This window comes from Mesorhizobium sp. (genome assembly GCF_004963255.1).
Lineage (GTDB): Bacteria > Pseudomonadota > Alphaproteobacteria > Rhizobiales > Rhizobiaceae > Mesorhizobium.
Window position 1 is genome coordinate 271,337 of record NZ_SUGA01000002.1, and the last position, 24,235, is coordinate 295,571.

The 24,235-nt window shown below is 64.5% G+C and carries 18 protein-coding genes; 13 read left to right on the forward strand and 5 right to left on the reverse strand.

What is annotated here, in order from left to right; all coding sequences use genetic code 11:
* Nucleotides 1–3 precede the first annotated feature (3 nt).
* Complete coding sequence (locus E5X34_RS04160; RefSeq protein WP_042640450.1) at nt 4–441, forward strand: hypothetical protein; 438 nt, start codon at nt 4–6, stop codon at nt 439–441.
* Nucleotides 442–624: 183 nt separating this feature from the next.
* Here the strand turns inward: E5X34_RS04160 and E5X34_RS04165 are convergent, their stop codons facing one another.
* The 4 genes from E5X34_RS04165 to E5X34_RS04180 form a co-directional block, all read right to left on the reverse strand.
* Nucleotides 625–1,395 carry a helix-turn-helix transcriptional regulator gene (locus E5X34_RS04165; RefSeq protein ID WP_292561394.1) on the reverse strand — a complete coding sequence of 257 codons (771 nt, stop codon included), beginning with the start codon at nt 1,393–1,395 and terminating at the stop codon, nt 625–627.
* Nucleotides 1,392–2,102, reverse strand: coding sequence for a helix-turn-helix transcriptional regulator (locus tag E5X34_RS04170; protein ID WP_292561396.1), 711 nt, complete (start codon nt 2,100–2,102; stop codon nt 1,392–1,394). The genes E5X34_RS04165 and E5X34_RS04170 overlap by 4 nt, the downstream gene beginning before the upstream one ends.
* 436 nt (nt 2,103–2,538) lie before the next feature.
* Nucleotides 2,539–3,570 (reverse strand): histone deacetylase family protein, encoded by a 1,032-nt coding sequence (locus E5X34_RS04175; protein ID WP_292561399.1) that lies wholly within the window; start codon nt 3,568–3,570, stop codon nt 2,539–2,541.
* A gap of 41 nt (nt 3,571–3,611) precedes the next feature.
* On the reverse strand, nt 3,612–4,265 hold the full coding sequence (locus E5X34_RS04180; RefSeq protein WP_042640442.1) for a TetR/AcrR family transcriptional regulator: 654 nt from the start codon (nt 4,263–4,265) through the stop codon (nt 3,612–3,614).
* A 256-nt stretch (nt 4,266–4,521) separates the two neighbouring features.
* On the opposite strand from E5X34_RS04180, the gene E5X34_RS04185 reads away from it, so the two are divergent.
* From E5X34_RS04185 to E5X34_RS04220, 8 genes are all read left to right on the forward strand, one after another.
* The gene (locus tag E5X34_RS04185; RefSeq protein ID WP_292561402.1) at nt 4,522–6,183 is read left to right on the forward strand and encodes an amidohydrolase; all 1,662 of its coding nucleotides are present in this window, start codon (nt 4,522–4,524) and stop codon (nt 6,181–6,183) included.
* A 128-nt stretch (nt 6,184–6,311) separates the two neighbouring features.
* Entirely contained in the window at nt 6,312–7,415 is a 1,104-nt protein-coding gene (locus E5X34_RS04190) for an ABC transporter ATP-binding protein (RefSeq protein WP_292561405.1), read from the forward strand.
* On the forward strand, nt 7,415–8,362 hold the full coding sequence (locus E5X34_RS04195) for an ABC transporter permease (RefSeq protein WP_292561408.1): 948 nt from the start codon (nt 7,415–7,417) through the stop codon (nt 8,360–8,362). Before E5X34_RS04190 ends, E5X34_RS04195 begins: the two co-directional genes overlap by 1 nt.
* Nucleotides 8,355–9,167 carry an ABC transporter permease gene (locus E5X34_RS04200; protein WP_292561412.1) on the forward strand — a complete coding sequence of 271 codons (813 nt, stop codon included), beginning with the start codon at nt 8,355–8,357 and terminating at the stop codon, nt 9,165–9,167. The genes E5X34_RS04195 and E5X34_RS04200 overlap by 8 nt, the downstream gene beginning before the upstream one ends.
* A 40-nt stretch (nt 9,168–9,207) precedes the next feature.
* Nucleotides 9,208–10,236, forward strand: coding sequence for an extracellular solute-binding protein (locus tag E5X34_RS04205; protein ID WP_292561415.1), 1,029 nt, complete (start codon nt 9,208–9,210; stop codon nt 10,234–10,236).
* A 117-nt stretch (nt 10,237–10,353) separates the two neighbouring features.
* A complete protein-coding gene (locus E5X34_RS04210) occupies nt 10,354–11,550 on the forward strand; it encodes a serine hydrolase (RefSeq protein ID WP_292561418.1) in 1,197 nt (398 codons plus the stop codon).
* A gap of 30 nt (nt 11,551–11,580) precedes the next feature.
* Complete coding sequence (locus tag E5X34_RS04215; RefSeq protein ID WP_292561420.1) at nt 11,581–12,759, forward strand: serine hydrolase; 1,179 nt, start codon at nt 11,581–11,583, stop codon at nt 12,757–12,759.
* Nucleotides 12,760–12,881: 122 nt separating this feature from the next.
* Nucleotides 12,882–15,197 (forward strand): Tex family protein, encoded by a 2,316-nt coding sequence (locus E5X34_RS04220; protein ID WP_292561424.1) that lies wholly within the window; start codon nt 12,882–12,884, stop codon nt 15,195–15,197.
* On the opposite strand, the gene E5X34_RS04225 is transcribed toward E5X34_RS04220, so the two are convergent.
* Complete coding sequence (locus tag E5X34_RS04225; RefSeq protein WP_292561427.1) at nt 15,198–16,109, reverse strand: LysR family transcriptional regulator; 912 nt, start codon at nt 16,107–16,109, stop codon at nt 15,198–15,200.
* 104 nt (nt 16,110–16,213) lie between these two features.
* Here E5X34_RS04225 and E5X34_RS04230 point away from each other — a divergent pair, with 104 nt between their 5' ends.
* The 4 genes from E5X34_RS04230 to E5X34_RS04245 all read left to right on the forward strand — a co-directional run bounded on the left by E5X34_RS04230 (nt 16,214) and on the right by E5X34_RS04245 (nt 24,173).
* Entirely contained in the window at nt 16,214–17,404 is a 1,191-nt protein-coding gene (locus E5X34_RS04230) for an acyl-CoA dehydrogenase (protein ID WP_292561430.1), read from the forward strand.
* A 105-nt stretch (nt 17,405–17,509) separates the two neighbouring features.
* Nucleotides 17,510–20,869 (forward strand): DUF2126 domain-containing protein, encoded by a 3,360-nt coding sequence (locus E5X34_RS04235; RefSeq protein ID WP_292561432.1) that lies wholly within the window; start codon nt 17,510–17,512, stop codon nt 20,867–20,869.
* A gap of 6 nt (nt 20,870–20,875) precedes the next feature.
* On the forward strand, nt 20,876–23,287 hold the full coding sequence (locus tag E5X34_RS04240) for a circularly permuted type 2 ATP-grasp protein (RefSeq protein WP_292561435.1): 2,412 nt from the start codon (nt 20,876–20,878) through the stop codon (nt 23,285–23,287).
* 1 nt (nt 23,288) lies between these two features.
* Complete coding sequence (locus E5X34_RS04245; protein ID WP_292561437.1) at nt 23,289–24,173, forward strand: transglutaminase family protein; 885 nt, start codon at nt 23,289–23,291, stop codon at nt 24,171–24,173.
* Nucleotides 24,174–24,235 lie beyond the last annotated feature (62 nt).

Consider the following 24,235-nt stretch of genomic DNA (forward strand, 5'->3'; position numbering starts at 1 on the left):
TCCATGGACCGGCAACCACACGCCAATTCCCGCGAGCTGATCGTCGCCAGCGCCATCGAGCCTGTCGTGGGCGAGTTGAGGCTGATCGACGTTGCCGACTATATCGCCTTCATCCGGCTCGAGCATTTCGCCTGCCTGTCGGATCTGGTGGATTCGGCCGCCGAGCTTTACTTCCGGCCGGGCACATTGCGGCTCGGCCATGGCGGCGAGGCGCATGTCGACTGGAGCGGCAGTCCGCGCATCGTGCTCGATCTCGAGCTGCGGCCGCGCGGCGTGACGGTCTATTTCCAATTGACGCTGACCGAGCGCGGGCCTTCCGTGGTGGTCAACTACGTGTCGTTCGAGAAGCCCGGCGAGACGCCCGAGCACAACACTGCCTTGCTCGAGGACGCCGTGGAGGAGGCCCGCATCCGCAGGACCGAGCCGCTGGCATTTCCGTAACGATCCGATTGCAGCCGCACCAATCCCGCTGCGGCATGTTTAGAGCAATTCCAGGAAAAGTGTGAGCGGTTAGGCTCGGCGACTTCGCCGTAGCCTTCCGTCCGCAATTGCGTCAAACAAAGAGACAGCACGTTTCGCCGTTTCCGTGAAACGGTGAAACGCACCAGCGCTGCATGCGTGACGTCACTCGATCAGGCCGAGCCGCAACGCCTTGGCGACCGCCTGGTTGCGGTTGACCGCGTTGAGCTTCTGCGTCGACTGGGTGAGGTATTGGTTGGCGGTGTGCACCGAGAGCTTGAGAAGCTTGGCGATCTCTTCGCTGGTGTTGCCGTTCGCGGTCAGCTTCAGGCATTCGAGCTCGCGCTTGGAGATCGAGCGCATCCGGCCGCTGTCGCTGGGGCGGATGCGGGCGACCGCTGCGAACAGCGCGAAGGAGCGCGCGTGGATCTCGCACAACGTGTCGTCGGACAATGCCATCTCGGAGCCCAGGAAGACGACCAGGCCGCATTGACCGCGGTCGGCATGCACGGGAAGGGCGATGCCGTTTGTGCCAGGCGCCAGCGGCGCGGTCGGCTCGGCCCAAGCGAGCGACTGGAAGACCTGGCGCGATCCGGCGATGCCGTCGTCGGCCCACCAGCGCGGCGCGGTCGAGACGCGGCTGTGGCGCACCACGTCCTCGCCATTGGCGCCGGAGATGAATTTGGTCGCGACCGCGGTGCTCGGATAGTCGGAATCAAAGCACGCGACGAGGCGGGCGCGTTCCGCCGACGGGCTGACGAAATAAAGGCCGAAGGCGGAGGCGTTGATGTCGACCGCGATCCAGCGGCAGCGGCGCACGGCGTCCGGAATGGTGGCCGCATGATGCGTCTCCGAGCCCAGCGAGAAGGCGCCGAAGGGATTGCGCTGATCGTTGAAAAGGGCGGCGGCCGCCTCTTTGACCTGTGCGTGCTTCAAATGATGCCGCTCCTGATCGCCGTCGCGATCGCCATCGCGCGGTTCGAGGCCGCGAATTTCTGGATGGCGTGCGTGATGTAGCTGTTGACGGTGTTGGACGAGACGCCGAGGATGACGGCCACCTCATCCGTGGTCTTGCCTTCCGAGACCCAGAACAGGCATTCGCGCTCGCGGTCCGACAACGGGTCCTGCATGGATGCCGCCGCGATCAGCTGCGGAATGCTGGAAAGCGCATAGCAGCATTTGAGCTGCGCCTTCATCAGGGCGGTCAGGTCGATCTTGCCTGCCTCTGCGGCCGAGAACAGCACGAACAGGCGCTGCCGACCGACATTGAGCCGCAACGAGTAGATTTCGGCATGGCCGAGCACGTCGAGCAGGCGGGCCTCTTCGCCGGTCAGCAATGCGCTGGCGTCGGGCGCGTGCGCCGCCACCAATGGCTTCGGACGCACCCCGGGCGCCACGGTCAGAGGGCCGAGCGCCAGGTTGGCGATCAGCCTTTTGCCGATCAGCTCGATGGCATCGAAGATCCAGTTCGAGGAGACGATGCGCGCGTCGTTGCGGTCCTGGTCATGCACGATGGCGACCAGCATGTAGCTGTCTGCGCCGATGTCGGCTGCAAGCTGCATGAAAAAACCGGTGAGATCGCCGCGGGACGTCAGGTGCGGGCCTGAAGCATCGGGTTGGAGAAGCGCGGCGGGACTGCTCATTTCCAATTCTTGGATTCTTGCCGGAATCGATCCTTGTGCCCGGTGCTGGCGAAGCCAACGGCCGGACCCGAAACACGTCACGTTTACGAAGACACACTCACGGGCGCGAACGGCGCCCCAACCGCGCCGAATCCCTCCAGGGAACGCGAAACCGTCCGCGTCTGGTGCCGGCCTGGCGCCGGAACTTGAGACTTTGGGTGGTCGCCGCGCCCCCCGTGGACCGGCTGATTCGGGTCTAATCTACCCGCAGATGAATCCGACATCAAATGCGATTTGACAAAATCGAATCCGATGGACTCGCGTTGCGACTCAGCAGCGGGTTTTCGGGTTGCTTGGCGGTGATTTCAAAGCTGAATTGAGCCGATGATTTCGCGGCGCGACCGCAAAAAATACGCCCCCGGTTGCAACCGGGGGCGTAGGCCCATTCGGGTGGGGATCAGCGATCCTCGAAGCCGGTCAGCACGCCGACGGCATTGATGCCGATCTCTTCCACGGCGTAGCCGCCTTCCATGACGAACAGCGTCGGGAGGCCGAGCTTGGCGATGCGGCGACCGATCTTGGGGTAGTCGACGCTCTTTAGCTTGAACTGGCTGATCGGGTCCTTCTCGAAGGTGTCGACTCCGAGCGAGACGATGACGACATCGGGGGCGTAGGCGGTGAGCTTGCCGCAGGCATCCTCCAGCGACGCGCTCCAGCCGTCCCAGTTGGTGCCGAAGGGCATCGGGTAGTTGACATTGAAGCCTTCGCCTTCGCCTTCGCCGCGCTCGTCGGCGTGGCCGAGGAAGAAGGGATACTCGACCATCGGGTCGCCATGCAGGTTGAGGACCTGGATATCGCCGCGGCGATAGAAGATCTCTTGCGTGCCGTTGCCGTGGTGATAGTCGACATCGAGGATCGACACGCGCCTGGCGCCCTGGTCGCGGAACCATTGCGCGACAACGGCGGCGTTGTTGATGAAGCAATAGCCGCCCATGAAGGCGGCACCCGCGTGATGGCCGGGCGGGCGGCAAAGCGCGAAGGCGGTGCGCTCGCCGTCCTTGACCAGGGCGGCGGCGGTCAGCGCGACGTCATAGGATGACTTGATCGCCGCCCAAGTGCCCTCGACGAAGGTGGCGCCGGCATCGAAGGAATAATAGCCGAGCAAGGCGTCGATGCGCTTCGGCGGCACGTCGCCGCGCAGGCCGCGCGTCGGCCAGGTGAAGCCCATGGCCGAGCCTGTGAAACCGGCGGCGACCCATTCCGGCCAGACCGTCGGCAGGAAATCGATGTAGTGGGCATCATGCACGCGCTTGGCGGCGGCGAGGTCGTGCTCGACCGGCCCGATGATCGGCCCGAGCTTCTCGCTCTCCACCCGTGCCTTGATGAATTCGGCCCGCGACGGTTTCTCGAAGCCGGGCACGATGGCCGATGTGACCAGTTCCATCTGGCCTGAATGACCGGCGTGAAGTGGCGAAAAGACAGTCTTCATGGAATTCCCCTGGAAGTGCGAAATCAGTTGGAGGCGCGAAATCAGTCGAGGTTGAGATAGGGGGTCACGAGAGCCAGCCACATGGCTTCCACATCGTCCTCGATGAGGTCGAATGTCTTGCGATCCCGCTTCAGTCCGACAAGCCTGCAGGCGTGCCCGACCTCCATCATCACCAGGCCCAGCCGCTTGGCGGTCTTTTCCTCGAGCGCCGGGTTCACATGCTGCAGCCAGGCTGCGTAGAGGGCGATGATTTCCTTGTCGTATCCGTCCTGGATCGGCCTGAGGTCGGCGTTGCCGGAAATCGCCTCGATCACCGGCATCAGAGTCGCGTTGTCGAGATAGATCCGCGACGTATCGATGAAGAGCTTGCGCACTTCGCGGCGAAACTCTTCGCGGTTGGTGGGTGGGGCGACTTTGATGCGCTTGGCGATCACCTCGGGAAAAGACGACAGCCAGCGCCTGCCGAGTTCGAGAAGTATGGCTTCCTTGTTGGGGAAATATTGGTAGACCGAACCGACCGACAGGCCCGCACGCTGCGCGATGGCGAGGGTCGTCGGGGTCTTGGTTCCTTGCTCGCGGGTCAGGATCAGCGCTGCGTCGAGAATCCTGTCGACCACCTTGCTCGACCGTTGCTGCCGCGGCTGCTTGCGCGGCTCGAGCGCTATTTTGGTCTTGCGGTCGAGACTGCGCTTCACTGCTCGTTGCCCCCGTTCCCCGTTCGGCCTCACCATCGGCGCGCGGTGCAGTCCACTATACATGCCAAAATCCGGCTGTTGACAAACGCGAATAAACAGTCGCATTCTTTATTCACGCTGTCTTCAACGATAACAAGGGGAATTTGGAAGACGGCGCATCGGCATCGACTTTTCGTCCATGGCGTCGCCCCGGTGGAGCGGCCGCTTTTTGGGGCGGCGTGGCGTTGTCGGTCCCTCAGCAAAATGTGGAGTCGCGATGTCGGTTGGTGGTGCGGATCTGATTGTCGTCAACGGTCGAGTGCTGACCATGGACGATGACAATCCCGCCGCCGAGGCTGTTGCCGTCAAGGACGGCGTCATTATCGCCATCGGCAATCGTGCTTCCATCGAAGAACTCAAGGGACCGGCGACAAAAATTGTCGATGCCCGGGGCGGCTCGGTGCTGCCGGGTTTCATTGAGGCGCATATGCATCTCTTCGGCGGCGCGGCCGAGCTCGACAACCTGCATCTGGCGGGCGTGCATGGCTTCGACGCGCTGCGCGACGCGATCCAGGATTTCGCCGCCAAACGTCCGGACGCCAGGCTGCTGATCGGCGCCGGCGTCGACTACGCAATCCTGCCCGAGCCGGTAACGCGCCACGACCTCGACCGCATCATTCCCGACCGGCCTTTCGTTATGTCGGCGTCGGATCACCATACGATGTGGGCGAACACCAAAGCACTGGAAGAGGCCGGCCTGCTGCATGGCAAGGAGGTCGGCCAGGGCAACGAAATCGTCATGGGCGCGGACGGGCTTGCCGCCGGCGAGCTGCGCGAGGGCGAGGCGTTCGGGCCGGTCCTCGACCACTACGGAGCGAACCGGACACGGCTTGGCCTCGAGGGCGCCGAACCGGATCCTTATCCTTCCGCGGAGGAGCTGGCGGCGGATCGCGACCTGATGCATCGCGGCCTTGAATGGTGCGCCAAGCATGGCATCACCTCGATCCAGAACATGGACGGCAACCTCTACCAGCTTGAGCTGCTGGCCGGTCTGGAGAAAGAGGGAAGGTTGCTTTGCCGCACCAAGATCCCGTTCCACTTCAAGAATTTCATGAAGCTGGACATGCTGGAAAAAGCCTCGCGGATGGCCGCGACTTACAAGTCCGAGTGGCTGTCCTCCGGTATGGTCAAGGTCTTCTATGATGGCGTGCTGGATTCCTGGACGGCGGTGATGGTCGACGATTACGCCGACCGTCCTGGATGGCGCGGCGAGCCGCTGTTTTCGCCTGAGCATTTCGCCGAAGTGGCGGTCGAGGCCGACAGGCGCGGGCTGCAGATCGCCGTGCATTCGATCGGCGACGGCGCGGTTCGCGCGGTGCTCGACGGCTATCAGGCGGCGGCGAAGAAGAACGGCAGGCGCGACAGCCGCCACCGCGTCGAGCATATCGAGGTGATCACGGCCCCCGACGTGCCGCGTTTCGCCGAACTTGGCGTTCTGGCCTCGATGCAGCCGGCGCATCCGCCGGGCGCGCTGAATTTCCCGATGGAGCCGACGATCTCGCGCATCGGCCGCGACAAGTGGCCGTTGAGCTATGCCTGGCGCACGCTGAAAAATGCCGGCGCGCGGGTGGTGTTCGCCTCCGACTGGCCGGTTTCTCCGGTCGATCCGATCCTGTCCATCCAGGCGGCAGTCATGCGCAAGCCTTGGGCGGAAGGCATGCCCGACCAGAGCTTCTCGTTGCGGGAAGCGATCCAGGGCTACACGGTCGAGGGCGCTTATGCGGAGTTCATGGAACATCGCAAAGGTCGGCTGAAAACCGGCTACCTCGGCGATATCGTCGTCTTGTCGGCCGATATCGAGGCGACGGCGCCGGAAGCGCTGCACACGGTGCGCCCGGTCGCCACCATTTGTGGCGGCAAGATCACCTACCAGGCCTGAGGTGCGGCATGGGAATTGCGTTTGAAAATCAGGTAGCAGCTCCGCAGTTGCCAAGCCGCCCGGCTTATGGTGACAATCAAACAGGAACACACCTGCCGGAAAGAGCAGGCTCTCTCAATGGGGTAATCGTGCCGGAACAACCGGGTAAGAACGCGATCGAAGTTCGCGGTGTTCGCAAGGTCTTCGGAACCGGCGAAAACCAGGTAGCCGCCCTCGACACGGTGTCGGTGTCGATCCGCGAGAACGAATTTTTCACGCTGCTCGGTCCGTCGGGATGCGGAAAGACGACGCTGCTGAGATTGATCGCCGGCTTCGATTTCCCGACCGCCGGCGAGATCCTGCTGCACGGCCAGGACATCGCGCCGCTGCCACCCTTCAAACGCCCGGTCAACACCGTCTTCCAGAGCTATGCGCTGTTCCCGCACATGACGGTGGCGCAGAATATCGGCTTTGGGCTGGAAATGCTCGGCAAGCCGAAAGCGGAGATCGAGGCGCGCGTCGCCCAGATGCTCAAGCTGGTCAAGATGGAGGCACTGAAGGCGCGCCGCACCAGCCAGATCTCCGGCGGCCAGCAGCAGCGCGTCGCGCTCGCCCGCGCGCTGGCGCCGCAGCCGAAGGTGCTTCTGCTCGACGAGCCGCTGTCGGCGCTCGACTACAAGCTGCGCAAGGAAATGCAGATCGAGCTGAAGCGGCTGCAGCACGAGACCGGCATCACCTTCATCTTCGTCACCCACGACCAGGAAGAGGCTCTGACCATGTCCGACCGCATCGCGGTGATGTCGGCCGGCAAGATTCTGCAGGTCGGCACGCCGCGCGACATCTATGACCGGCCGGCCGAACGTTTCGTCGCCGACTTCATCGGCGAGACGAACTTCCTGCCGGGCACGGTGGTGTCGAAGCACGCCGGCGTGGCGACAGTCAAATTCGCCAGCAACGCGACGATTGCCGCCGGCTATCCGGAAGGCTTCGATCCGACGGGCGAGGTGACGCTGGTGGTGCGACCCGAGCATGCCGATCTGGTGCCCGATCCGGTCAAGGGAACGATCGCCGGCACGCTCGCCAACATCGTCTATTTCGGCACCGATACGCATTATCACGTCAAGCTCGACGGCGGCGGCGAGAACTTCATCGTGCGCCATCAGAACAGCCGCTCGTCGCCGGTGACCTACGCGACCGGCGCGAAGGTCGGCATCCAGTTCGAGGAGGACGCGGCGCGCGTCCTAAAAGACTGATGACGACAGCCGCTCTTTCCTCAGCCTCGCTCTCCAAGGCCGCGTTGTTCGAAGCTCAGGCGGTGAAAACCAGCGCGCGGCGCAACCGACTCTTGTCGCTGCCGGCGCTTCTCATCATCGGCATTTTCGGTGTGCTGCCGCTGATCATCATCTGCGTCTACTCGTTCCTCGTCGCCGCGCCCTATGGCGGCGTGCAGTGGCAGTTCTCGACCGACGCCTATCTAAATTTCCTGTTCCAGCGCGACATTTTCGACGACACGCTGCAATTCACACCGGACTTCCTGATCATCTATCTGCGTTCGTTCCTGTTCGCGGTGGTGACGACTGTCATCTGCCTGCTGCTCGGTTTTCCGACCGCCTATTTCATGGCGACGCGGCCGCCGGCGCAGCGCAATTGGTGGGTGCTTCTGATCACCATCCCGTTCTGGTCGAACCTTCTGGTCCGCACGCTGGCGATCATGTTCATCATCCGCGATGAGGGGCTGATCAACAACGCGCTGCTGGCGCTCGGTGTGATCGATAAGCCGATCACCATGCTCTATACCAATTTCGCCATCCAGCTCGGCCTGCTCTACGCCTTCCTGCCGTTCATGGTGCTGCCGCTCTATTCGAGCCTGGAGAAGCTCGACTTCCGCCTTGTCGAGGCCGCCTACGATCTTTACGCGACGCGCCGCCAGGTGCTGTGGCGGGTAATCATCCCCCTGTCCAAGCCCGGCATCGTCGCTGGCTGCCTCCTCGTCTTCATCCCGGCGCTCGGCGCCTATGTGACTCCGCTGATCCTGGGCGGCGGAGTGCACCTGATGATCGGCGATCTCATTGCGCAGCAATTCGGTTCAGGCCGCAACTGGCCGCTCGGCTGCGCGCAGGCGCTGATCCTGATGGCAGCGGTGCTGGTGGCGCTGTTCTTCTATGTCCGCAACACGTCGGGGAAGGTGCAGCATGGCTGAGCCTCGCGCCATGGATATCAAGGACCAGCCGGGCTTCCGCTCCATCGCCGTCATCTGCCTGCTGGTGCTCTATGTGCCGGTGCTCATCCTGATGATTTTCTCGTTGAACAGCGGCTCGCTAGTCACGCATTGGGAAGGCGTTACGCTCGGCTGGTACGGCAGCGCCTTCCGCAACGAGGAATTCCATGCCGCGGCGAAGAACACGCTAATCATCTCGGTGACCGCGACGATCGTCTCGACGATCTGCGCGACGCTGGCGGCAATCGGCATGACGCGCGTGAAGCCGTGGCGCGGGATCGCTGCTGCCTTCATGGTCATCAACCTGCCGCTGATGGTGCCGGAGATCATCACGGCGGTGGCGACGCTCTCCTTCTTCGCGCTGATCGCCGGCACGCTCGGCCTGAATTTCGGCATTGGCAATCTGATCCTCGCCCACACCGTGTTCTGCATCCCCTTCGCCTACATGCCGATCCGGGCGCGGCTTGAAGATATGGATCTGACGCTGGAATATGCCGCAGCCGACCTCTACGCGACGCCGTGGAACGCCTTCCGGCGGATCACGCTGCCGCTGCTGGTTCCTGGCATCATGTCGGGCGCCGCGCTGGCCTTCATCGTCTCCTTCGACGATTTCACCATCACGCAGCTCGTCGCCGGCCCCGGCCAGACGACGCTGCCCCTCTATATCTGGAACCAGATCCGGCGGCCGATGACGCCCGAGATCAACGCCATCTCCACCATCCTGCTCATGGTGTCGATCCTGTTCGTCTCGGTCTCGTTCCTGATTGCGCGCCGACGCGCCAAATGAGCTTCAACACACAACAATGGGAAGGCAAGGAGAACATAAAATGTCTGCAAAGCTGATGGCGGCCGTTTCTGCGGCCGTACTTTTATGGGCAGTTCCGGCGCTGGCCGACGGCGAGCTGCACATCTACAACTGGGGTGACTACACCAATCCCAAGCTGATCGACAAGTTCCAGAAGCAGTACAACATCAAGGTGACGCTGGACGACTACGATTCCAACGAAACCATGCTGTCCAAGGTGCGCGCCGGCAATTCCGGCTACGACATCGTGGTGCCGTCGGACTACACCGTGAAAATCATGGTCGAGGAAGGCCTGCTCGAGAAGACCGAGCCCAACGCGATGCCGAACGGCAAGAACATCGATCCCCGCTTCCTCAACGTCTATTGGGACGATGGCCGCCACTACACGGCGCCGTGGCAATTCGGCACGACGACGTTCTCTGTCAACATGGACAAGTTCAAGGGTGACATCGATACACTGGCCATCCTTTTCAACCCGCCGGATGCGCTGAAGGGCCAGATCAACGTGCTCGACGACGTCAACACGGTCATGCATGCGGCCGAGCGCTATGCCGGTGTGCCGCGCTGCGGCGCCGACAAGGCCAATCTGAAGAAGGTCAACGACATACTGACGGCCGCCAAACCATCCTGGAAGACCTTCAGCTACGACACCATCACCAAGATAACTTCCGGTGACGTGATCGTGACCGAACAATGGAATGGTGCTGCCTACCGCTCGCGCCAGAAGATCCCGGCGATCAAATATGCCTATCCGAAGGAAGGCGTCGAAGGCTGGATGGACAATGTCGCGGTGCTGAAGGGGGCCAAGAACCTCGAGAACGCGAAGCTGTTCCAGGACTTCGTCATGGCACCCGAGAACGCGGCGTTGATCTCGGAGTTCGCGGGCTACGACAACGGCATCGCCGGCAGCCACAAATTCCTGCCGCCGGAATTCGCCAACTCGCCGGAAATCAGCCCTCCGGCCGGCGCGCCGACGCCGGAATTCGTGCCGCCATGCCCGCCGGAGGTGGTGGAGATCTACAACAAGATCTGGACCAACCTGCGCAAGTAACTTTCTTGCGCAACGCATGAAGGAGGGGAGGCTCCGGCCTCCCTTTCTTGTGACTTTGCATGTCGTTCGCCCAAACCGGCGCCCGCGCTTTGGGTGACATGCACCGAGGAGGAAATCTTGTCGTCTTACCGCAACTCCGATCCGCGGCCGCCGATCATGCAGGGCTCGCCGCCCAGGCTGGTGCCGCCGAAGCTCGACTGGGACAGGCCGCCCTGGAACCGCTGGGCCTTCCAGCACATCCGCGAATTCCTGCCGACGGTCGAGGTGTGGCGCGGCAGCGGCCATCGCCATCGCCTCGAGCGCGCGGAGGTGGACCTCGACGAATTGCCGGTGGTCGATAGCAACGGAGCGCCGACGACGCTCGCCGGGCTGCTCGACGAGACCTACGCCGACGGCTTCCTGGTGCTGAAGGACGGCAGGATAGCCTATGAGCGCTATTTCAACGGCATGGACGAGCGCACGCTGCACCTGTCGCAGTCGATGGCGAAGTCGGTCACCGGTTCGGTGTGTGGCATCCTCGTCGGGCGCGGCCTGATCGATCCGGGCAAGTTCGTCACCGACTATCTGCCGGAGCTCGGTGAGACCGGTTGGGCCGGCGCCACCGTGCAGCATGTCCTCGACATGACGACGGGCGTGCGCTTTTCCGAGGAATACACCGACCGCTATTCCGAGATCGGCCAGGTCGATGTCGCAACCGGCTGGAAGCCGATCCCACCGGGCAGCGATCCGGACTTTTCGTGGCCCTCGCACATGTACGAGCTGATCCTGCGGCTGAAGGACCGAGTGCGCCCGCATGGCGAGGCGTTCGAGTACCGCTCGATCGAGACCGACGTGCTCGCCTTCATCATGGAGCGGGTGAGCGGCAAACGCCTGGCGCAGCTCGTCTCGGAAGAGCTCTGGCAGAAGCTCGGCGCCGACGAGAGCGCCTGCTTCACCGTCGACAGCGCCGGCTATGCGCTGGCCGATGGCGGCTTCAATGCGACGCTGCGCGACTATGGCCGCTTCGGGCAATTGATCCTCGACAATGGCGGCGGGGTGATCCCGGCCGACTGGATCGAGGCGACGCGCAGCGGCAGGCACGGACCGGATTTCAGCCCGAGCCTTCCGGATGGAAGCTACCGCAACCAGTTCTGGATCGAGGATTCGCGCTCGCGCTCGCTGATGTGCCGGGGCGTGTTCGGCCAATTGATCCATATGAGCTGGGAACACAGGATGGTCGTGGTCAAGCTCTCGACCTATCCGGATTTCCTCAACGCCGCCTATTCGGTGGCGACGCAGAAGGCGGTGCACGCCATCGCCGCCGCATTGGCCTGAACACCCCAAGACAGCAACCGCGAGAGCATCATGACCGGCAAAACCGCGTTCGAGTCCCAGTATGGCTTTGCCCGCAAGGATGTGCGGCTTGAGACCTGGCGGCTTTCGCCGTTCAACCGATGGTCGTTCCAGAATGTCGGCGAACTGGTGCCGAGTGTGCATGTCGCGGCGGCGCCCAGCGGCGGAGAGCAGGCAAAATCGCTCGGGGCGCTGCTCGAGGAGAACATCTCGTTCGCCGGCGGCAGCGAAACCGTCGAGAGCTTCTTGAAACGCTCCCACACGGACGGGCTGACGATACTGAAGGGCGGCAAGCTGGTCGGCGACTGGTCGGCGCCGCATATGCCGTTCGGAGCGCGCCACATCATCTTTTCGATCAGCAAGTCGGTGACCGCCATTCTTGCCGGCATATTGGAAGGCGAGGGGGTGTTCGATCCCAACGCGCCGGTGACGCAATACATCCCCGAGGCCAAGGGGTCGGCCTACGGCGATGCGAGTGTGCGCCACGTGCTCGACATGACGGTCAGCCTCGATTTCGAGGAAGCCTATCTCGATCCGGAAAGCGGGTTTGCCCGCTACCGCCGCTCGACGTTGTGGAATCCCGGCGGCGGGTCGGAAAGCCTCGCGGCATTCCTGCTGACGCTGCAGCGTCTGGCCGAGCCGCACGGGCAGACTTATCGCTACCGCTCGCCCAATTCGGACATGCTTGGCATCCTGGTGGAGCGGGCATCGGGCAAGCGTGTCAGCCAATTGCTCAGCGAAAAGCTTTGGCTGCCGCTGGGCGCCGCAAGCGAAATGTCGGTGACGGTCGACATGGAAGGCACGGCGCGCACCGCCGGCGGCATGTCGATGACGCCGCGCGATCTTGCCCGTATCGGCGAGATGATGCGGCAGGGCGGCACGGCCAACGGCCGCCGCATCGTCCCGGAAGCCTGGGTGCGCGACACGGTCGCCACCGGCGGCAGTGATGAGGCCTGGCAGCGCGGCACGATGGCGTTCCTGTTCCCCAAAGGCCGCTACCGCAACAAATGGTACCAGACCGGCCATGACAGTGGCGCGTTCTGCGGCATCGGCATTCACGGCCAGTGGCTCTACGTCAATCCGAAGACGGAAGTGGTCATCGCCAAGATGTCGTCACAGCCGGAACCTGTCGATGATCGGCTCGACCTCGACCTCGTCAGCTTCTTCGAGGCGCTGAGCACGATGGTCTGAGCCGTTCGGCGGGTCGCATTCACAGCTGTTTCCTGTGGACCTCCAGGGTCAGTTGAAAACGGCGTGGTTGGCGCGGCCGGCATCCCGGCCTATGGTCGCCGCTCTTTTCGACAGGAACGAGCATGGCATCGGACATAAAGCGCATCGCAGCAATCATCGCGGCCGAGATCGGCGCGCGGCCGGAACAGGCCGCGGCGGCGATCGGGCTGCTCGACGAGGGCGCGACGGTGCCTTTTGTGGCGCGCTACCGCAAGGAAGTCACCGGCGGGCTCGACGACACGCAGTTGCGCGACCTTTCCGAGCGGCTCGCCTATTTGCGCGAGCTCGATGCGCGGCGCGAGACGATCGTCAGCTCCATCCGCGAGCAGGGAAAGCTGACCGAGGAGTTGGAAGCCAAGATCGCCGCGGCCGCCACCAAGGCGGAACTGGAAGACATCTACCTGCCCTACAAGCCGAAGCGGCGCACCAAGGCCGAAATCGCCAGGGAGCGCGGGCTCGGGCCGCTCGCCGAAGCGATCCTGGCCAACCGCTCCAAAATTCCGGCCGAGCTCGCGCTCGCTTATGTCACCGAAGAGGTGGCGGACGCCAAGGCGGCGCTTGAAGGCGCGCGCGACATCCTGTCGGAGCAGTTCGCCGAGAATGCCGATCTTGTCGGCAAGCTGCGCGCCTATATGAAGGAACGCGCCTTCCTGCGCGCAAAAGTCGTCGACGGAAAGCAGGAAGCGGGCGCGAAATTCTCCGACTATTTCGATCATGTCGAGCGTTGGTCTGGCGTGCCCAGCCACCGTGCGCTCGCCATGCTGCGTGGCCGCAACGAGGAGGTGCTGTCGCTCGACATCGAGGTCGATGCCGACGATCAATCGCCGGTGAAACCGGTGGAGCGCATGATCGCCAATGCTTATGCGATCGGCGCAACGCTGCCCGGTGACAAATGGCTGATGGAGGTGGCCGGCTGGACGTGGCGGATCAAACTGTCGCTGCATCTGACGCTCGACCTGATGCGCGATCTGCGCGAGCGGGCGGAGGAAGAGGCGATCCATGTCTTCGCCCGCAATCTGAAGGACCTGCTGCTCGCCGCCCCCGCCGGCTCGCGGCCGACGATGGGTCTCGATCCGGGCATCCGCACCGGCGTCAAGGTGGCGGTGGTGGACGGCACCGGCAAGCTGGTGGCGACGACGACGGTCTATCCCTTCCCGCCGAGGAACGACATTCGCGGCACGCAGGCCGAACTCGCCGCTCTTATCCGCCAGCACAAGGTCGAGCTGATCTCGATCGGCAACGGCACCGGCAGCCGCGAGACAGAGAAGCTTGTTGCCGACATGCTGTCGGACCTGCCGGCAGGCGCCGGGCCGAAGCCGCTCAAGGTTATCGTCAGCGAGGCTGGCGCTTCTGTGTATTCAGCTTCAGCGACGGCCGCTGCGGAATTCCCCGGCCTCGATGTCTCGCTGCGCGGCGCGGTGTCGATCGCCAGGCGCCTGCAGGATCCGCTGGCCGAGCTGGTCAAGATCGAGCCGAAGTCGATCGGCGTCGGCCAATACCAGCACGATGTCGACCAGTACCGGCTCGGCCGCTCGCTCGAGGCGGTGGTCGAGGATGCGGTCAATGCCGTCGGCGTCGACCTCAACACGGCCTCGGCGCCGTTGTTGGCGCGCGTGTCGGGACTTGGGCCGTCGCTCGCCGAAGCGATCGTCGCGCATCGCGATGCGGCGGGGCCGTTTGCCAGCCGCAAGGACCTGCTCAAGGTGGCGCGGCTGGGGCCGCGCGCCTTCGAGCAAAGCGCCGGCTTCCTGCGCATCCCGAACGGCGCGGAGCCGCTCGATGCGTCCTCGGTGCATCCGGAAGCCTATGGCGTCGCGAAGAAGATCGTTGCCGCTTGCGGCCGCGACGTGCGTGCGCTCATGGGCGACAGCGCCGCGCTCAAGGCGCTGGATCCACGCGTCTTCGTCGACGAGCGCTTCGGCCTGCCGACGGTGCGCGACATCATCGCCGAGCTGGAGAAGCCCGGACGCGACCCGCGCCCCGGCTTCAAGACGGCGACCTTCGCGGAAGGGGTGGACGACATCAAGGATCTGAAGCCCGGCATGCTGCTCGAGGGCACCGTCACCAACGTCGCGGCCTTCGGCGCCTTCGTCGATATCGGCGTGCACCAGGACGGGCTGGTGCATGTCTCGCAACTGGCCGACCGCTTCATCAAGGACGCGCATGAGGTGGTGAAGGCAGGCGACGTGGTGAAGGTGCGGGTCGTCGATATCGATATCAAGCGCAAGCGCATCGGCCTGTCGATGCGCAAGGATGGCGGCGAGGGCGCGCCGAGAGGTTCGCGCGACAATGGCGGCAGCAAGCCGATGCCGCGCTCGCCGGCGCCGCAGCGCCAGCCGGAACGGCCATCGCAGGGCGCGTTCGGCGCGGCTCTCGCCGAGGCGATGAAGCGCAAGTAGCTACCAGGCCAGCACTGCCGGCTCCTTGCCGATCTGGCCCAGCAGCCACTCGCGAAAACTGGCGACCGGCGGATGGCCGCGCTTGTCGTGCGGCACGACCAGATAATAGGCGCTGCGGCTCTGCATCGGCTGGCCGGGCGTGGGCACCAACTGACCGCGCTTTAATTCCCCGGCAATCAGGATTTCCGGCAGCAGCGCCACGCCGAGACCGGCCATGCAGGCCTGCGCGACCGTGCCGAACTGCTCGAACTGCATGCCGGGACCGGTCGGCGCCTCGAGCCCCTGCTCCTCGAACCACTCACTCCAGGCGCCCGGGCGGGTCGCCATATGCAGCAGCGGCAGGCGGCTGATGTCGGCCGGCGTGGCGATGTCGCGGCTGGCCAGGAATTCCGGCGAGACCACCGGCATCACGGTCTCGCGCATCAGAAGCGTGCAGTCGGCGTCCGGCCAATCAGGCATGCCGTGATGGATGGCGGCGTCCAGCCGTTCGCGGGCGAAGTCGAACCGTCCGATGCGGGTGGCGAAGTTGATGGTGATATCGGGGTGGCGCGTTACGAAATCCGGGATCAGCGGCATCAGCCAGCGCGTGCCGAAGGTTGGCAGGATGGCGAGGTTCAAGGCGCCGCTATGCCGATTGCTCATCAATCCGAGCGCCGCGTCGCGCAACTGGCCGAGCGCCGAGCGCACCGCCTCGGCATAGATTTCGCCGGCGGCTGAGAGCCGAACATTGCGGCTGTCGCGTTCGAACAGCCGGCGGCCAAACTGTTCTTCCAACAGGTTGATCTGGCGGCTGACGGCGCCCTGAGTCAAATCGAGCTCGCGCGCGGCGGCGGTGAAGGAGCCAAGCCGCGCCACGGCCTCGAAGGCGGCAAGCGCGGCGGTGTTCGGCAGAAGACGGCGCTGAACGTTCATGATCCATTACTAATGCTCATTGATCCGCGATGCAATTTCGTTTGATTTTTCACCTGCGCAGGCGGATAAGCCGGGCACATCACAAATATTGGGAGCCCGAGGCCATGGCCGCCGAGAAGAACGCCTTCGTCTGGAACGATCCTTTCCTCATCGAGGACCAGCTTTCCGAGGACGAGCGCATGGTGCGCGACGGCGCCGCCGCTTTCGCCGCCGACAAGCTGGCGCCGCGCATCGAGGAAGCCTATGCCGACGAGAAGACCGATCCGTCGATCTTCCGCGAGATGGGCGAGGCCGGCCTGCTCGGCATCACCATTCCGGAAGAATATGGCGGGCTCGGCGCCGGATATGTGACCTACGGGCTGGTGGCGCGCGAGGTCGAGCGCATCGATTCCGGCTATCGCTCGATGATGAGCGTGCAGTCGTCGCTGGTGATGTATCCGATCCACGCCTATGGCTCGGAAGCGCAGCGCAAGAAATACCTGCCGAAGCTGGCATCGGGCGAATGGATCGGCTGCTTCGGCCTGACCGAGCCGGATGCCGGCTCCGATCCGGGCGGCATGAAGACACGCGCCGAGAAGACCGCCAACGGCTACAAGCTCTCCGGCTCGAAGATGTGGATCTCCAACGCGCCGATCGCCGATGTCTTCGTCGTATGGGCGAAGTCGGCCGCGCATGACAACCAGATACGCGGCTTCGTGCTGGAGAAGGGCATGAAGGGGCTGTCGGCGCCGAAGATCGGCGGCAAGCTCAGCCTCCGCGCTTCGATCACCGGCGAGGTGGTGATGGAGGGCGTCGAGGTTGGCGAGGAAGCGCTGTTGCCCAATGTCTCGGGCCTGAAAGGTCCGTTCGGCTGTCTCAACCGCGCGCGCTACGGCATTTCCTGGGGCGCGATGGGCGCGGCGGAGGATTGCTGGCACCGGGCGCGGCAGTACGGCCTCGACCGCAAGCAGTTCGGCAAGCCGCTCGCCGGCACGCAGCTCTTCCAGAAGAAGCTGGCCGACATGCAGACGGAGATCGCGCTTGGCCTTCAGGGTTCGTTGCGCGTCGGCCGGCTGATGGACGAGGGCAAGATGGCGCCGGAAATGATCTCGATCGTCAAGCGCAACAATTGCGGCAAGGCGCTCGACATCGCCCGCCAGGCCCGCGACATGCATGGCGGCAACGGCATCCAGATCGGCTACCACGTGATGCGCCACGCGCAGAACCTGGAGACGGTGAACACTTATGAAGGCACGCATGACGTGCATGCGCTGATCCTCGGAAGGGCGCAGACCGGCATCCAGGCGTTTTTCTAAGCCGGCAACGCTGCTTAAATTAGGTGCAGCGCAACATCTCTGCTTGGAGAATGACCAGCTTTTGTGTCAGGGTTCGGCGACTGAAACGCCGAACTCCGGGGTACCATGGCAATTCTGGCAGCCGTTCATCACCTGACCCATTACAAATACGACCGGCCGGTGGTGCTTGGTCCCCAGGTGATCAGGCTGCAGCCGGCGCCGCATTCGCGCACCAAGGTGCTCAGCCATTCGCTGAAGGTCGAGCCGAAGAACCACTTCGTCAACCTGCAGCAGGATCCCTACGGCAATTTCCTCGCCCGCTTCGTCTTCCCCGAGCCGGTGACGGAGCTGAAGATCGAAGTCGACCTCGTCGCCGACATGACGGTCTACAATCCGTTCGATTTCTTCGTCGAGGAAAGCGCCGAGAATTTTCCGTTCGACTACCCCGAGGAGATCCGGGAAGACCTCGCCATCTACCGCAAACCCGAGCCGGCCGGACCGCTGTTGTCCAAATTCCTGGACAGCATCGACCGCAGTCCGGCCAACACCGTCAATTTCCTGGTCGACCTCAATGCGAGGCTGCAGCGCGAAATCGCCTATATCGTGCGCATGGAGACCGGCGTCTTCTCGCCGGAGGAGACGCTCGCCGCGGCCAAGGGCTCGTGCCGAGATTCCAGCTGGCTGCTGGTGCAGATCCTGCGCAATCTCGGCATCGCAGCACGCTTCGTCTCCGGTTATCTGATCCAGCTCAAGCCCGATCTGGTGTCGCTGGACGGGCCGCCTGGAACCGCCGTCGATTTCACCGACCTGCATGCGTGGTGCGAGGTCTATATTCCCGGCGCCGGCTGGATCGGTTTCGACCCGACTTCCGGCCTGCTCACCGGCGAGAGCCATGTGCCGCTGGCAGCGACCCCGCATTATCGCAATGCAGCACCCATCTCCGGCATGGCGAGCTTCGCCAATGTCGATTTCGGCTTCGACATGCGGGTCGACCGGATCGCCGAGCATCCGCGCATCACCAAGCCGTTCTCGGATGAAAGCTGGGAAGCGCTCGATGCTCTCGGCAACAAGGTCGATGCCGTTTTGCGGGAACAGGACGTGCGGCTCACCATGGGCGGCGAGCCGACCTTCGTGTCGATCGACGATTTCGAGTCCGCCGAATGGAACACTGCAGCCGTCGGCCCGACCAAGCGCGACAAGGCGGACCAGCTCATCCGCCGGCTGCGCGAGCGCTTCGCACCGGGCGGTTTCCTGCATTATGGCCAGGGCAAGTGGTATCCGGGCGAGAGCCTGCCGCGCTGGACGTTCTCGCTCTATTGGCGCACCGACGGCGAGCCGGTGTGGCGTGACCCGTCGCTGATCGCGCGCGAGAATGGCAATGCCGCGATCGGTCCCGAACAGGCCGAAAGCCTGCTCACGGCGATCGCCGGCGAGCTCGGCATCGACAAGGCGATGGTGAGCGAGGCCTATGAGGATCCGGCCGAATGGCTGCTCAAGGAAGGCAAGCTGCCGGACAATGTCGATCCGTCCAATTCGAAGCTGGATGACCCGGAAGAGCGCAGCCGCATGGCGCGTGTCTTCGAGCGCGGGCTGACCAAGCCGTCCGGTTATGTGCTGCCGGTGCAGCGCTGGAACAGCCAGGCCGCCGGACAGCGCTGGCGCTCGGAGAAATGGAAGACGAGGCGCGGCCGACTGTTCCTGGTGCCGGGCGACTCCCCGGTCGGCTATCGACTGCCGCTGGGGACGCTACCCTACGTGCCGCCGGCACAGTTCCCGTATATCGTGCCGGTCGATCCCTCCGTGCCGCGCGGCGCGCTGCCGACGCGCGAAGCTATCTTGCCCCAGCCGTCGCCGGCTGAACTGGAAGGCGCGGACGAAGTGGCACGCCGCCAGCAGACCGTGTCTTTCACCGCTGCGAGCGCGCAGCAGGACCGTGTCGAGCAGGAGATCACGGAGATCGGCGGCGCGGTGCGCACCGCGCTCACCGTCGAGCCGCGCGACGGCCGGCTCTGCGTGTTCATGCCGCCGGTCGAGGCGTTGGAGGACTATCTCGAACTGGTGGCGGCGGCGGAGAACGCGGCGAAGGCCATCGGCCTGCCGGTGCATGTCGAAGGCTACGCCCCGCCGCACGATCCGCGCCTCAACGTCATCCGCGTGGCGCCGGATCCCGGCGTCATCGAGGTGAACATCCACCCGGCCGCCAACTGGCAGGAATGCGTCGCCACCACCACGGCGATCTACGAAGAAGCACGGCAGTCACGGCTCGGCACCGACAAGTTCATGATCGATGGCCGCCACACCGGAACCGGCGGTGGCAACCATGTCGTGGTCGGTGGCGCGACGCCCAATGACAGCCCGTTCCTGCGCCGCCCCGACCTGTTGAAGAGCCTGGTGCTGCAATGGCAGCGGCATCCGTCGCTGTCCTATCTGTTTTCCGGCCTGTTCATCGGTCCGACCAGCCAGGCACCGCGCTTCGACGAGGCGCGGCACGATTCCCTATACGAGCTGGAGATCGCTCTGGCGCAGGTGCCGCATCCGGACAAGGGGGCAGCACCGTTGCCGTGGCTGGTCGACCGTCTGTTCCGCAATCTCCTGACCGACGTGACAGGCAACACGCATCGCTCCGAAATCTGCATCGACAAGTTGTTCTCGCCGGACGGCCCGACCGGCCGGCTGGGGCTGGTTGAGTTCCGCGGTTTCGAGATGCCGCCCAATGCGCGTATGAGCCTCGCCCAGCAATTGCTGGTCCGTGCGATCATCGCCAGGGCCTGGAAGAACCCGCTCGATGGCCGCTTCGTGCGCTGGGGCACGTCGCTGCATGACCGTTTCATGCTGCCGCATTATGTCTGGGCGGATTTCCTCGACGTGCTGGAGGATCTGAAGCTCAACGGCTTCGACTTCCGCCCCGAATGGTTCGCCGCCCAGCTCGAATTCCGCTTCCCCTTCTGCGGCGAGGTTCGGCATGCCGGCGTCAAGCTGGAATTGAGGCAGGCGCTGGAGCCCTGGCATGTGATGGGCGAGCAGGGCGCGATCGGCGGCACGGTCCGCTTCGTCGATTCCTCGGTCGAGCGGCTGCAGGTGCGGACCGAGGGGCTCAATCCAGAGCGTCACGCCATCGTCTGCAACGGCCGCATCGTGCCGATGAAGGTTACCGACACCAAAGAGGTCGCGGTGGCCGGCGTGCGCTTCAAGGCGTGGCAACCGGCCTCCGGCCTGCATCCAGCCCTGCCGGTCAACACGCCGCTGGTCTTCGACATCTATGACCGCTGGTCGGGCCGCTCGGTCGGTGGCTGTGTCTATCACGTCGCGCATCCGGGCGGCCGCAACTACGACACCTTCCCGGTCAACGGCAACGAGGCCGAGGCCCGGCGGCTTGCCCGCTTCGAGCCACGCGGCCATACGCCGGGCGGCTATGTGCTGCGCGACGAAGAAGCCTCTGAAGAGTTCCCGATGACCCTTGACCTGAGGCGGCCGGCGAGACTCTGATCGACAATGGCCAAGGGGAATCAGAAACGGGCGGGCGGCAGGCCGCGGGCGCAGGGCCTGCTGGAACGCTACCGGCCGATCGAAGGCGTCGTCGACGAAATGGTCGACGCGTCGGGCAGCCCGCGTCCGGCCTGGCGCTCCTTTATCGACGCGCTCGACGATTTGGGGGCGGAGCGGCTTGGGCAGCGTTTTGCCCGGGCCGACCAGTATCTGCGCGATGCAGGCGTCTATTACCGCGTGTATGACAAGGCAGGCGCCAATGAGCGGGAATGGCCGCTCGCCTATGTTCCGCTGCTGATCGACGAGAAGGAATGGGCTGAGATCAGCGCCGGCCTCGTCCAGCGCGCGGATCTGTTCGAGGCGATCCTGGCCGACATCTACGGGCCGAACCGGCTGATCGAGAAGGGCATTCTGCCGGCCGGGCTGATCGCGGCGAGCCCGGAATATCTGCGCCCCATCGCCGGCGTGAGGCCGGCCAGCGGGCATTTCCTGCACATGGTCGCCTTCGAGCTCGGCCGCGGACCGGATGGCCGCTGGTGGGTGCTGGGCGACCGCACCCAGGCGCCGTCGGGCGCCGGCTTCGCGCTGGAGAACCGTGTCGCCACGACGCGGGCGCTGTCGGACATCTATGGCGAGATGCATGTGCACCGCCTTGCCGGCTTCTTCCGCCGCTTCCGCGACGCGCTGAATGGTATGGCCAAGGATTCCAGCGGTCGTGTCGCCATCCTGACGCCGGGGCCGCTCAACGAAACCTATTACGAGCATGCCTATATCGCCCGGTATCTCGGCATCATGCTGCTGGAGGGGGAGGACCTGACGGTTTCCGGCGGCAGGCTGATGGTGCGCACCGTTTCCGGCCTGATGCCGATCGGTGTCTTGTGGCGGCGGCTCGATGCGGCCTTTGCCGACCCGCTGGAACTCAGGCCGGACTCGCAGATCGGCACGCCGGGGCTTGTTGAGGCGATCCGGCGCGGCACGGTGTCGGCCGTCAATGCGCTGGGCTCGGGCCTGATGGAGACGCGGGCGCTGCTGTCCTTCCTTCCCAGGATCGCGCTGGAACTGCAGGCCGACGACCTCAAGCTGCCGAACATCGCCACCTGGTGGTGCGGGCAGGAGACCGAGCGCGCCCATGTGCTTGCCAATATCGACCGCATGGTGGTCGGCCCGGCGCTGTCGACCCGGCTCGCCTTCGAGGACGACGGCGCGACCCGGCTCGGATCATCCCTGTCGGCCGGTGAGCGGGCCGAGCTTGTCGCGCGGATCGAAGCGGATGGCGCCGGTTTCGTCGGCCAGGAAGCGGTGACGCTGTCGACCACGCCGGTGTTTGTCGGCGGTTTGCTGGAACCACGGCCCGCCAGCCTGCGCGTCTATCTGGCGCGCACGCCGGAAGGCTGGACGGTGATGCCCGGTGGTTTCGCCCGCGTCGGCTTTTCGCTCGACCCGACGGCGATCGCCATGCAGCGCGGCGGCCAGGCCGCGGATGTCTGGGTGGTCAGCGACAGGCCGGTCGAGCGTGAAACGCTGCTGCCGCAGGAGCATGAGAGCTTCACCCGCACCATGCCGGGCAGCCTGCCCAGTCGCGCGGCGGAGAACCTGACCTGGCTCGGGCGCTATATCGAGCGCTCGGAAGACACGGTGCGCGTGCTGCGCGCCTATCACGTGCGGCTCGCCGAGACGTCCGATCCGGACATGCCGCTGCTGGCCGATATCAGGGACTATCTCGAGCCGTTCGGCATCGACGTCGAAACGGCGATACCGCCGGGGCTCATCGGGACCCTGGACAGCGCCGTCTACAGCGCCGGGCAGATTCGTGACCGCTTTTCGCCCGATGGCTGGCTGGCGCTGAAGGATCTGTCGAAGACTGTTCACAAGTTCGCGGAGACGGTCGCGCCTGGAGACGACGCGACGCGGGCGATGACTGTGCTTTTGCGCAAGCTCGCCGGCTTTTCGGGCCTGCTGCACGAGAACATGTACCGCTTCACCGGCTGGCGCTTCCTGGAGATCGGCCGCAGGCTGGAACGCGGTATCCAGATCGCCCGCACGCTCAGCCAACTGACGAGGAGCGGGGCGCCGGAGGGCGCGCTCGACATGATGCTGGAGATCGGCGACAGCGTCATGACCCACCGCCGGCAATATCCGGTGCAGGCCGGGCGGCGCACGGTCATCGACCTGCTCGCGCTCGACCCGCTCAATCCGCGCTCGGTCCTGTTCCAGCTCGAGCGGCTGAAGGCCGAGATCGGCATGCTGCCTTCGGTCGGCGGCGAGGGGCATATGTCGCCGGCCGCCAAGGAAATCCTGCAGCTCAACACCGCAATCGCAGTGAGGGAACCATCGGACATGACGGCGGATGTGCTTGATGACCTCGCGACCGAGATCGGCAATCTCTACAACAGCCTCGCCAAAGCCTATTTTGGTTAGCATGCTGTACGATATCAGGCTTCACCTCAGCTACGACTATGACGCCGCGGCCGGTGGCAGCCGGCATCAGGTGCGGGTGCTGCCGCCGACGATCGCGGGCGTGCAGCGCGTCGTCGTCGCCTCGCTGTCTTTCGTGCCAAACCCATCTGAGCGCACGGATTTTTCCGATTTCTTCGGCAACAACGTCACCGCGATCGCCTTTCGCGATGTCCATGACGGCCTCGACATCAAGATGAGCGCGCGGGTGTCGGTGTCGCGTCCGGAGCCCGGCCTTGACGTCTCGCCGGATCTGCGGCGGCTCAAAGAGGAACTCGGCTCGGTCCGCTCGCTGTCGCCTTCCGCGCCGCATCATTTCCTCGCGGCCAGCGATCACGTCGGCATCGATGCCGCGATCACGGCCTATGCACGGGAAAGCCTGGCCGGCTCGACGGTGGCTACGGCGGCCGATCTCTGCAATCGCATCCATCGCGATTTCACCTATGACGGCAAGGCGACGACGGTGCAGACGCGGGCGGGCGACGCCTTCGCGCTGAAGCGCGGCGTGTGCCAGGATTTTTCGCATATCATGATCGCCGGCTTGCGTGGGCTGGGCATCCCCGCCGGCTATGTCAGCGGCTTCCTGCGCACGATCCCGCCCAAGGGAAAGCCGAGGCTCGAGGGCGCAGATGCCATGCATGCCTGGGTCAAGGTTTGGTGCGGCCGCGATGCCGGCTGGCAGGAATTCGACCCGACCAACGGCATGCGGGCGAGCAACGACCATATCACCGTCGGCTATGGCCGCGACTATTCCGATGTGGCGCCGATCGTCGGTGTCCTGAAGACGACGGGCGGCCAGGTCGGCGATCAGGCGGTCGACGTCATTCCGGTCGCCTTGGAAAAGGTGTGATGGCAACTCCGATCGCCCGATAGACGCTTCTCGACTGCGCCTGCCGTCGGTATTCTGGGTAT

What these genes read in the sequence shown, in the direction of transcription:
- E5X34_RS04225 (WP_292561427.1), bottom strand. Translation starts at nt 16,109, where the DNA reads ATGAACGTTCAGCGCCGTCTTCTGCCGAACACCGCCGCGCTTGCCGCC.
- E5X34_RS04195 (WP_292561408.1), top strand. Translation starts at nt 7,415, where the DNA reads ATGACGACAGCCGCTCTTTCCTCAGCCTCGCTCTCCAAGGCCGCGTTG.
- E5X34_RS04200 (WP_292561412.1), top strand. Translation starts at nt 8,355, where the DNA reads ATGGCTGAGCCTCGCGCCATGGATATCAAGGACCAGCCGGGCTTCCGC.
- E5X34_RS04235 (WP_292561432.1), top strand. Translation starts at nt 17,510, where the DNA reads ATGGCAATTCTGGCAGCCGTTCATCACCTGACCCATTACAAATACGAC.
- E5X34_RS04205 (WP_292561415.1), top strand. Translation starts at nt 9,208, where the DNA reads ATGTCTGCAAAGCTGATGGCGGCCGTTTCTGCGGCCGTACTTTTATGG.
- E5X34_RS04160 (WP_042640450.1), top strand. Translation starts at nt 4, where the DNA reads ATGGACCGGCAACCACACGCCAATTCCCGCGAGCTGATCGTCGCCAGC.
- E5X34_RS04175 (WP_292561399.1), bottom strand. Translation starts at nt 3,570, where the DNA reads ATGAAGACTGTCTTTTCGCCACTTCACGCCGGTCATTCAGGCCAGATG.
- E5X34_RS04230 (WP_292561430.1), top strand. Translation starts at nt 16,214, where the DNA reads ATGGCCGCCGAGAAGAACGCCTTCGTCTGGAACGATCCTTTCCTCATC.
- E5X34_RS04245 (WP_292561437.1), top strand. Translation starts at nt 23,289, where the DNA reads ATGCTGTACGATATCAGGCTTCACCTCAGCTACGACTATGACGCCGCG.
- E5X34_RS04220 (WP_292561424.1), top strand. Translation starts at nt 12,882, where the DNA reads ATGGCATCGGACATAAAGCGCATCGCAGCAATCATCGCGGCCGAGATC.
- E5X34_RS04185 (WP_292561402.1), top strand. Translation starts at nt 4,522, where the DNA reads ATGTCGGTTGGTGGTGCGGATCTGATTGTCGTCAACGGTCGAGTGCTG.
- E5X34_RS04170 (WP_292561396.1), bottom strand. Translation starts at nt 2,102, where the DNA reads ATGAGCAGTCCCGCCGCGCTTCTCCAACCCGATGCTTCAGGCCCGCAC.
- E5X34_RS04215 (WP_292561420.1), top strand. Translation starts at nt 11,581, where the DNA reads ATGACCGGCAAAACCGCGTTCGAGTCCCAGTATGGCTTTGCCCGCAAG.
- E5X34_RS04240 (WP_292561435.1), top strand. Translation starts at nt 20,876, where the DNA reads ATGGCCAAGGGGAATCAGAAACGGGCGGGCGGCAGGCCGCGGGCGCAG.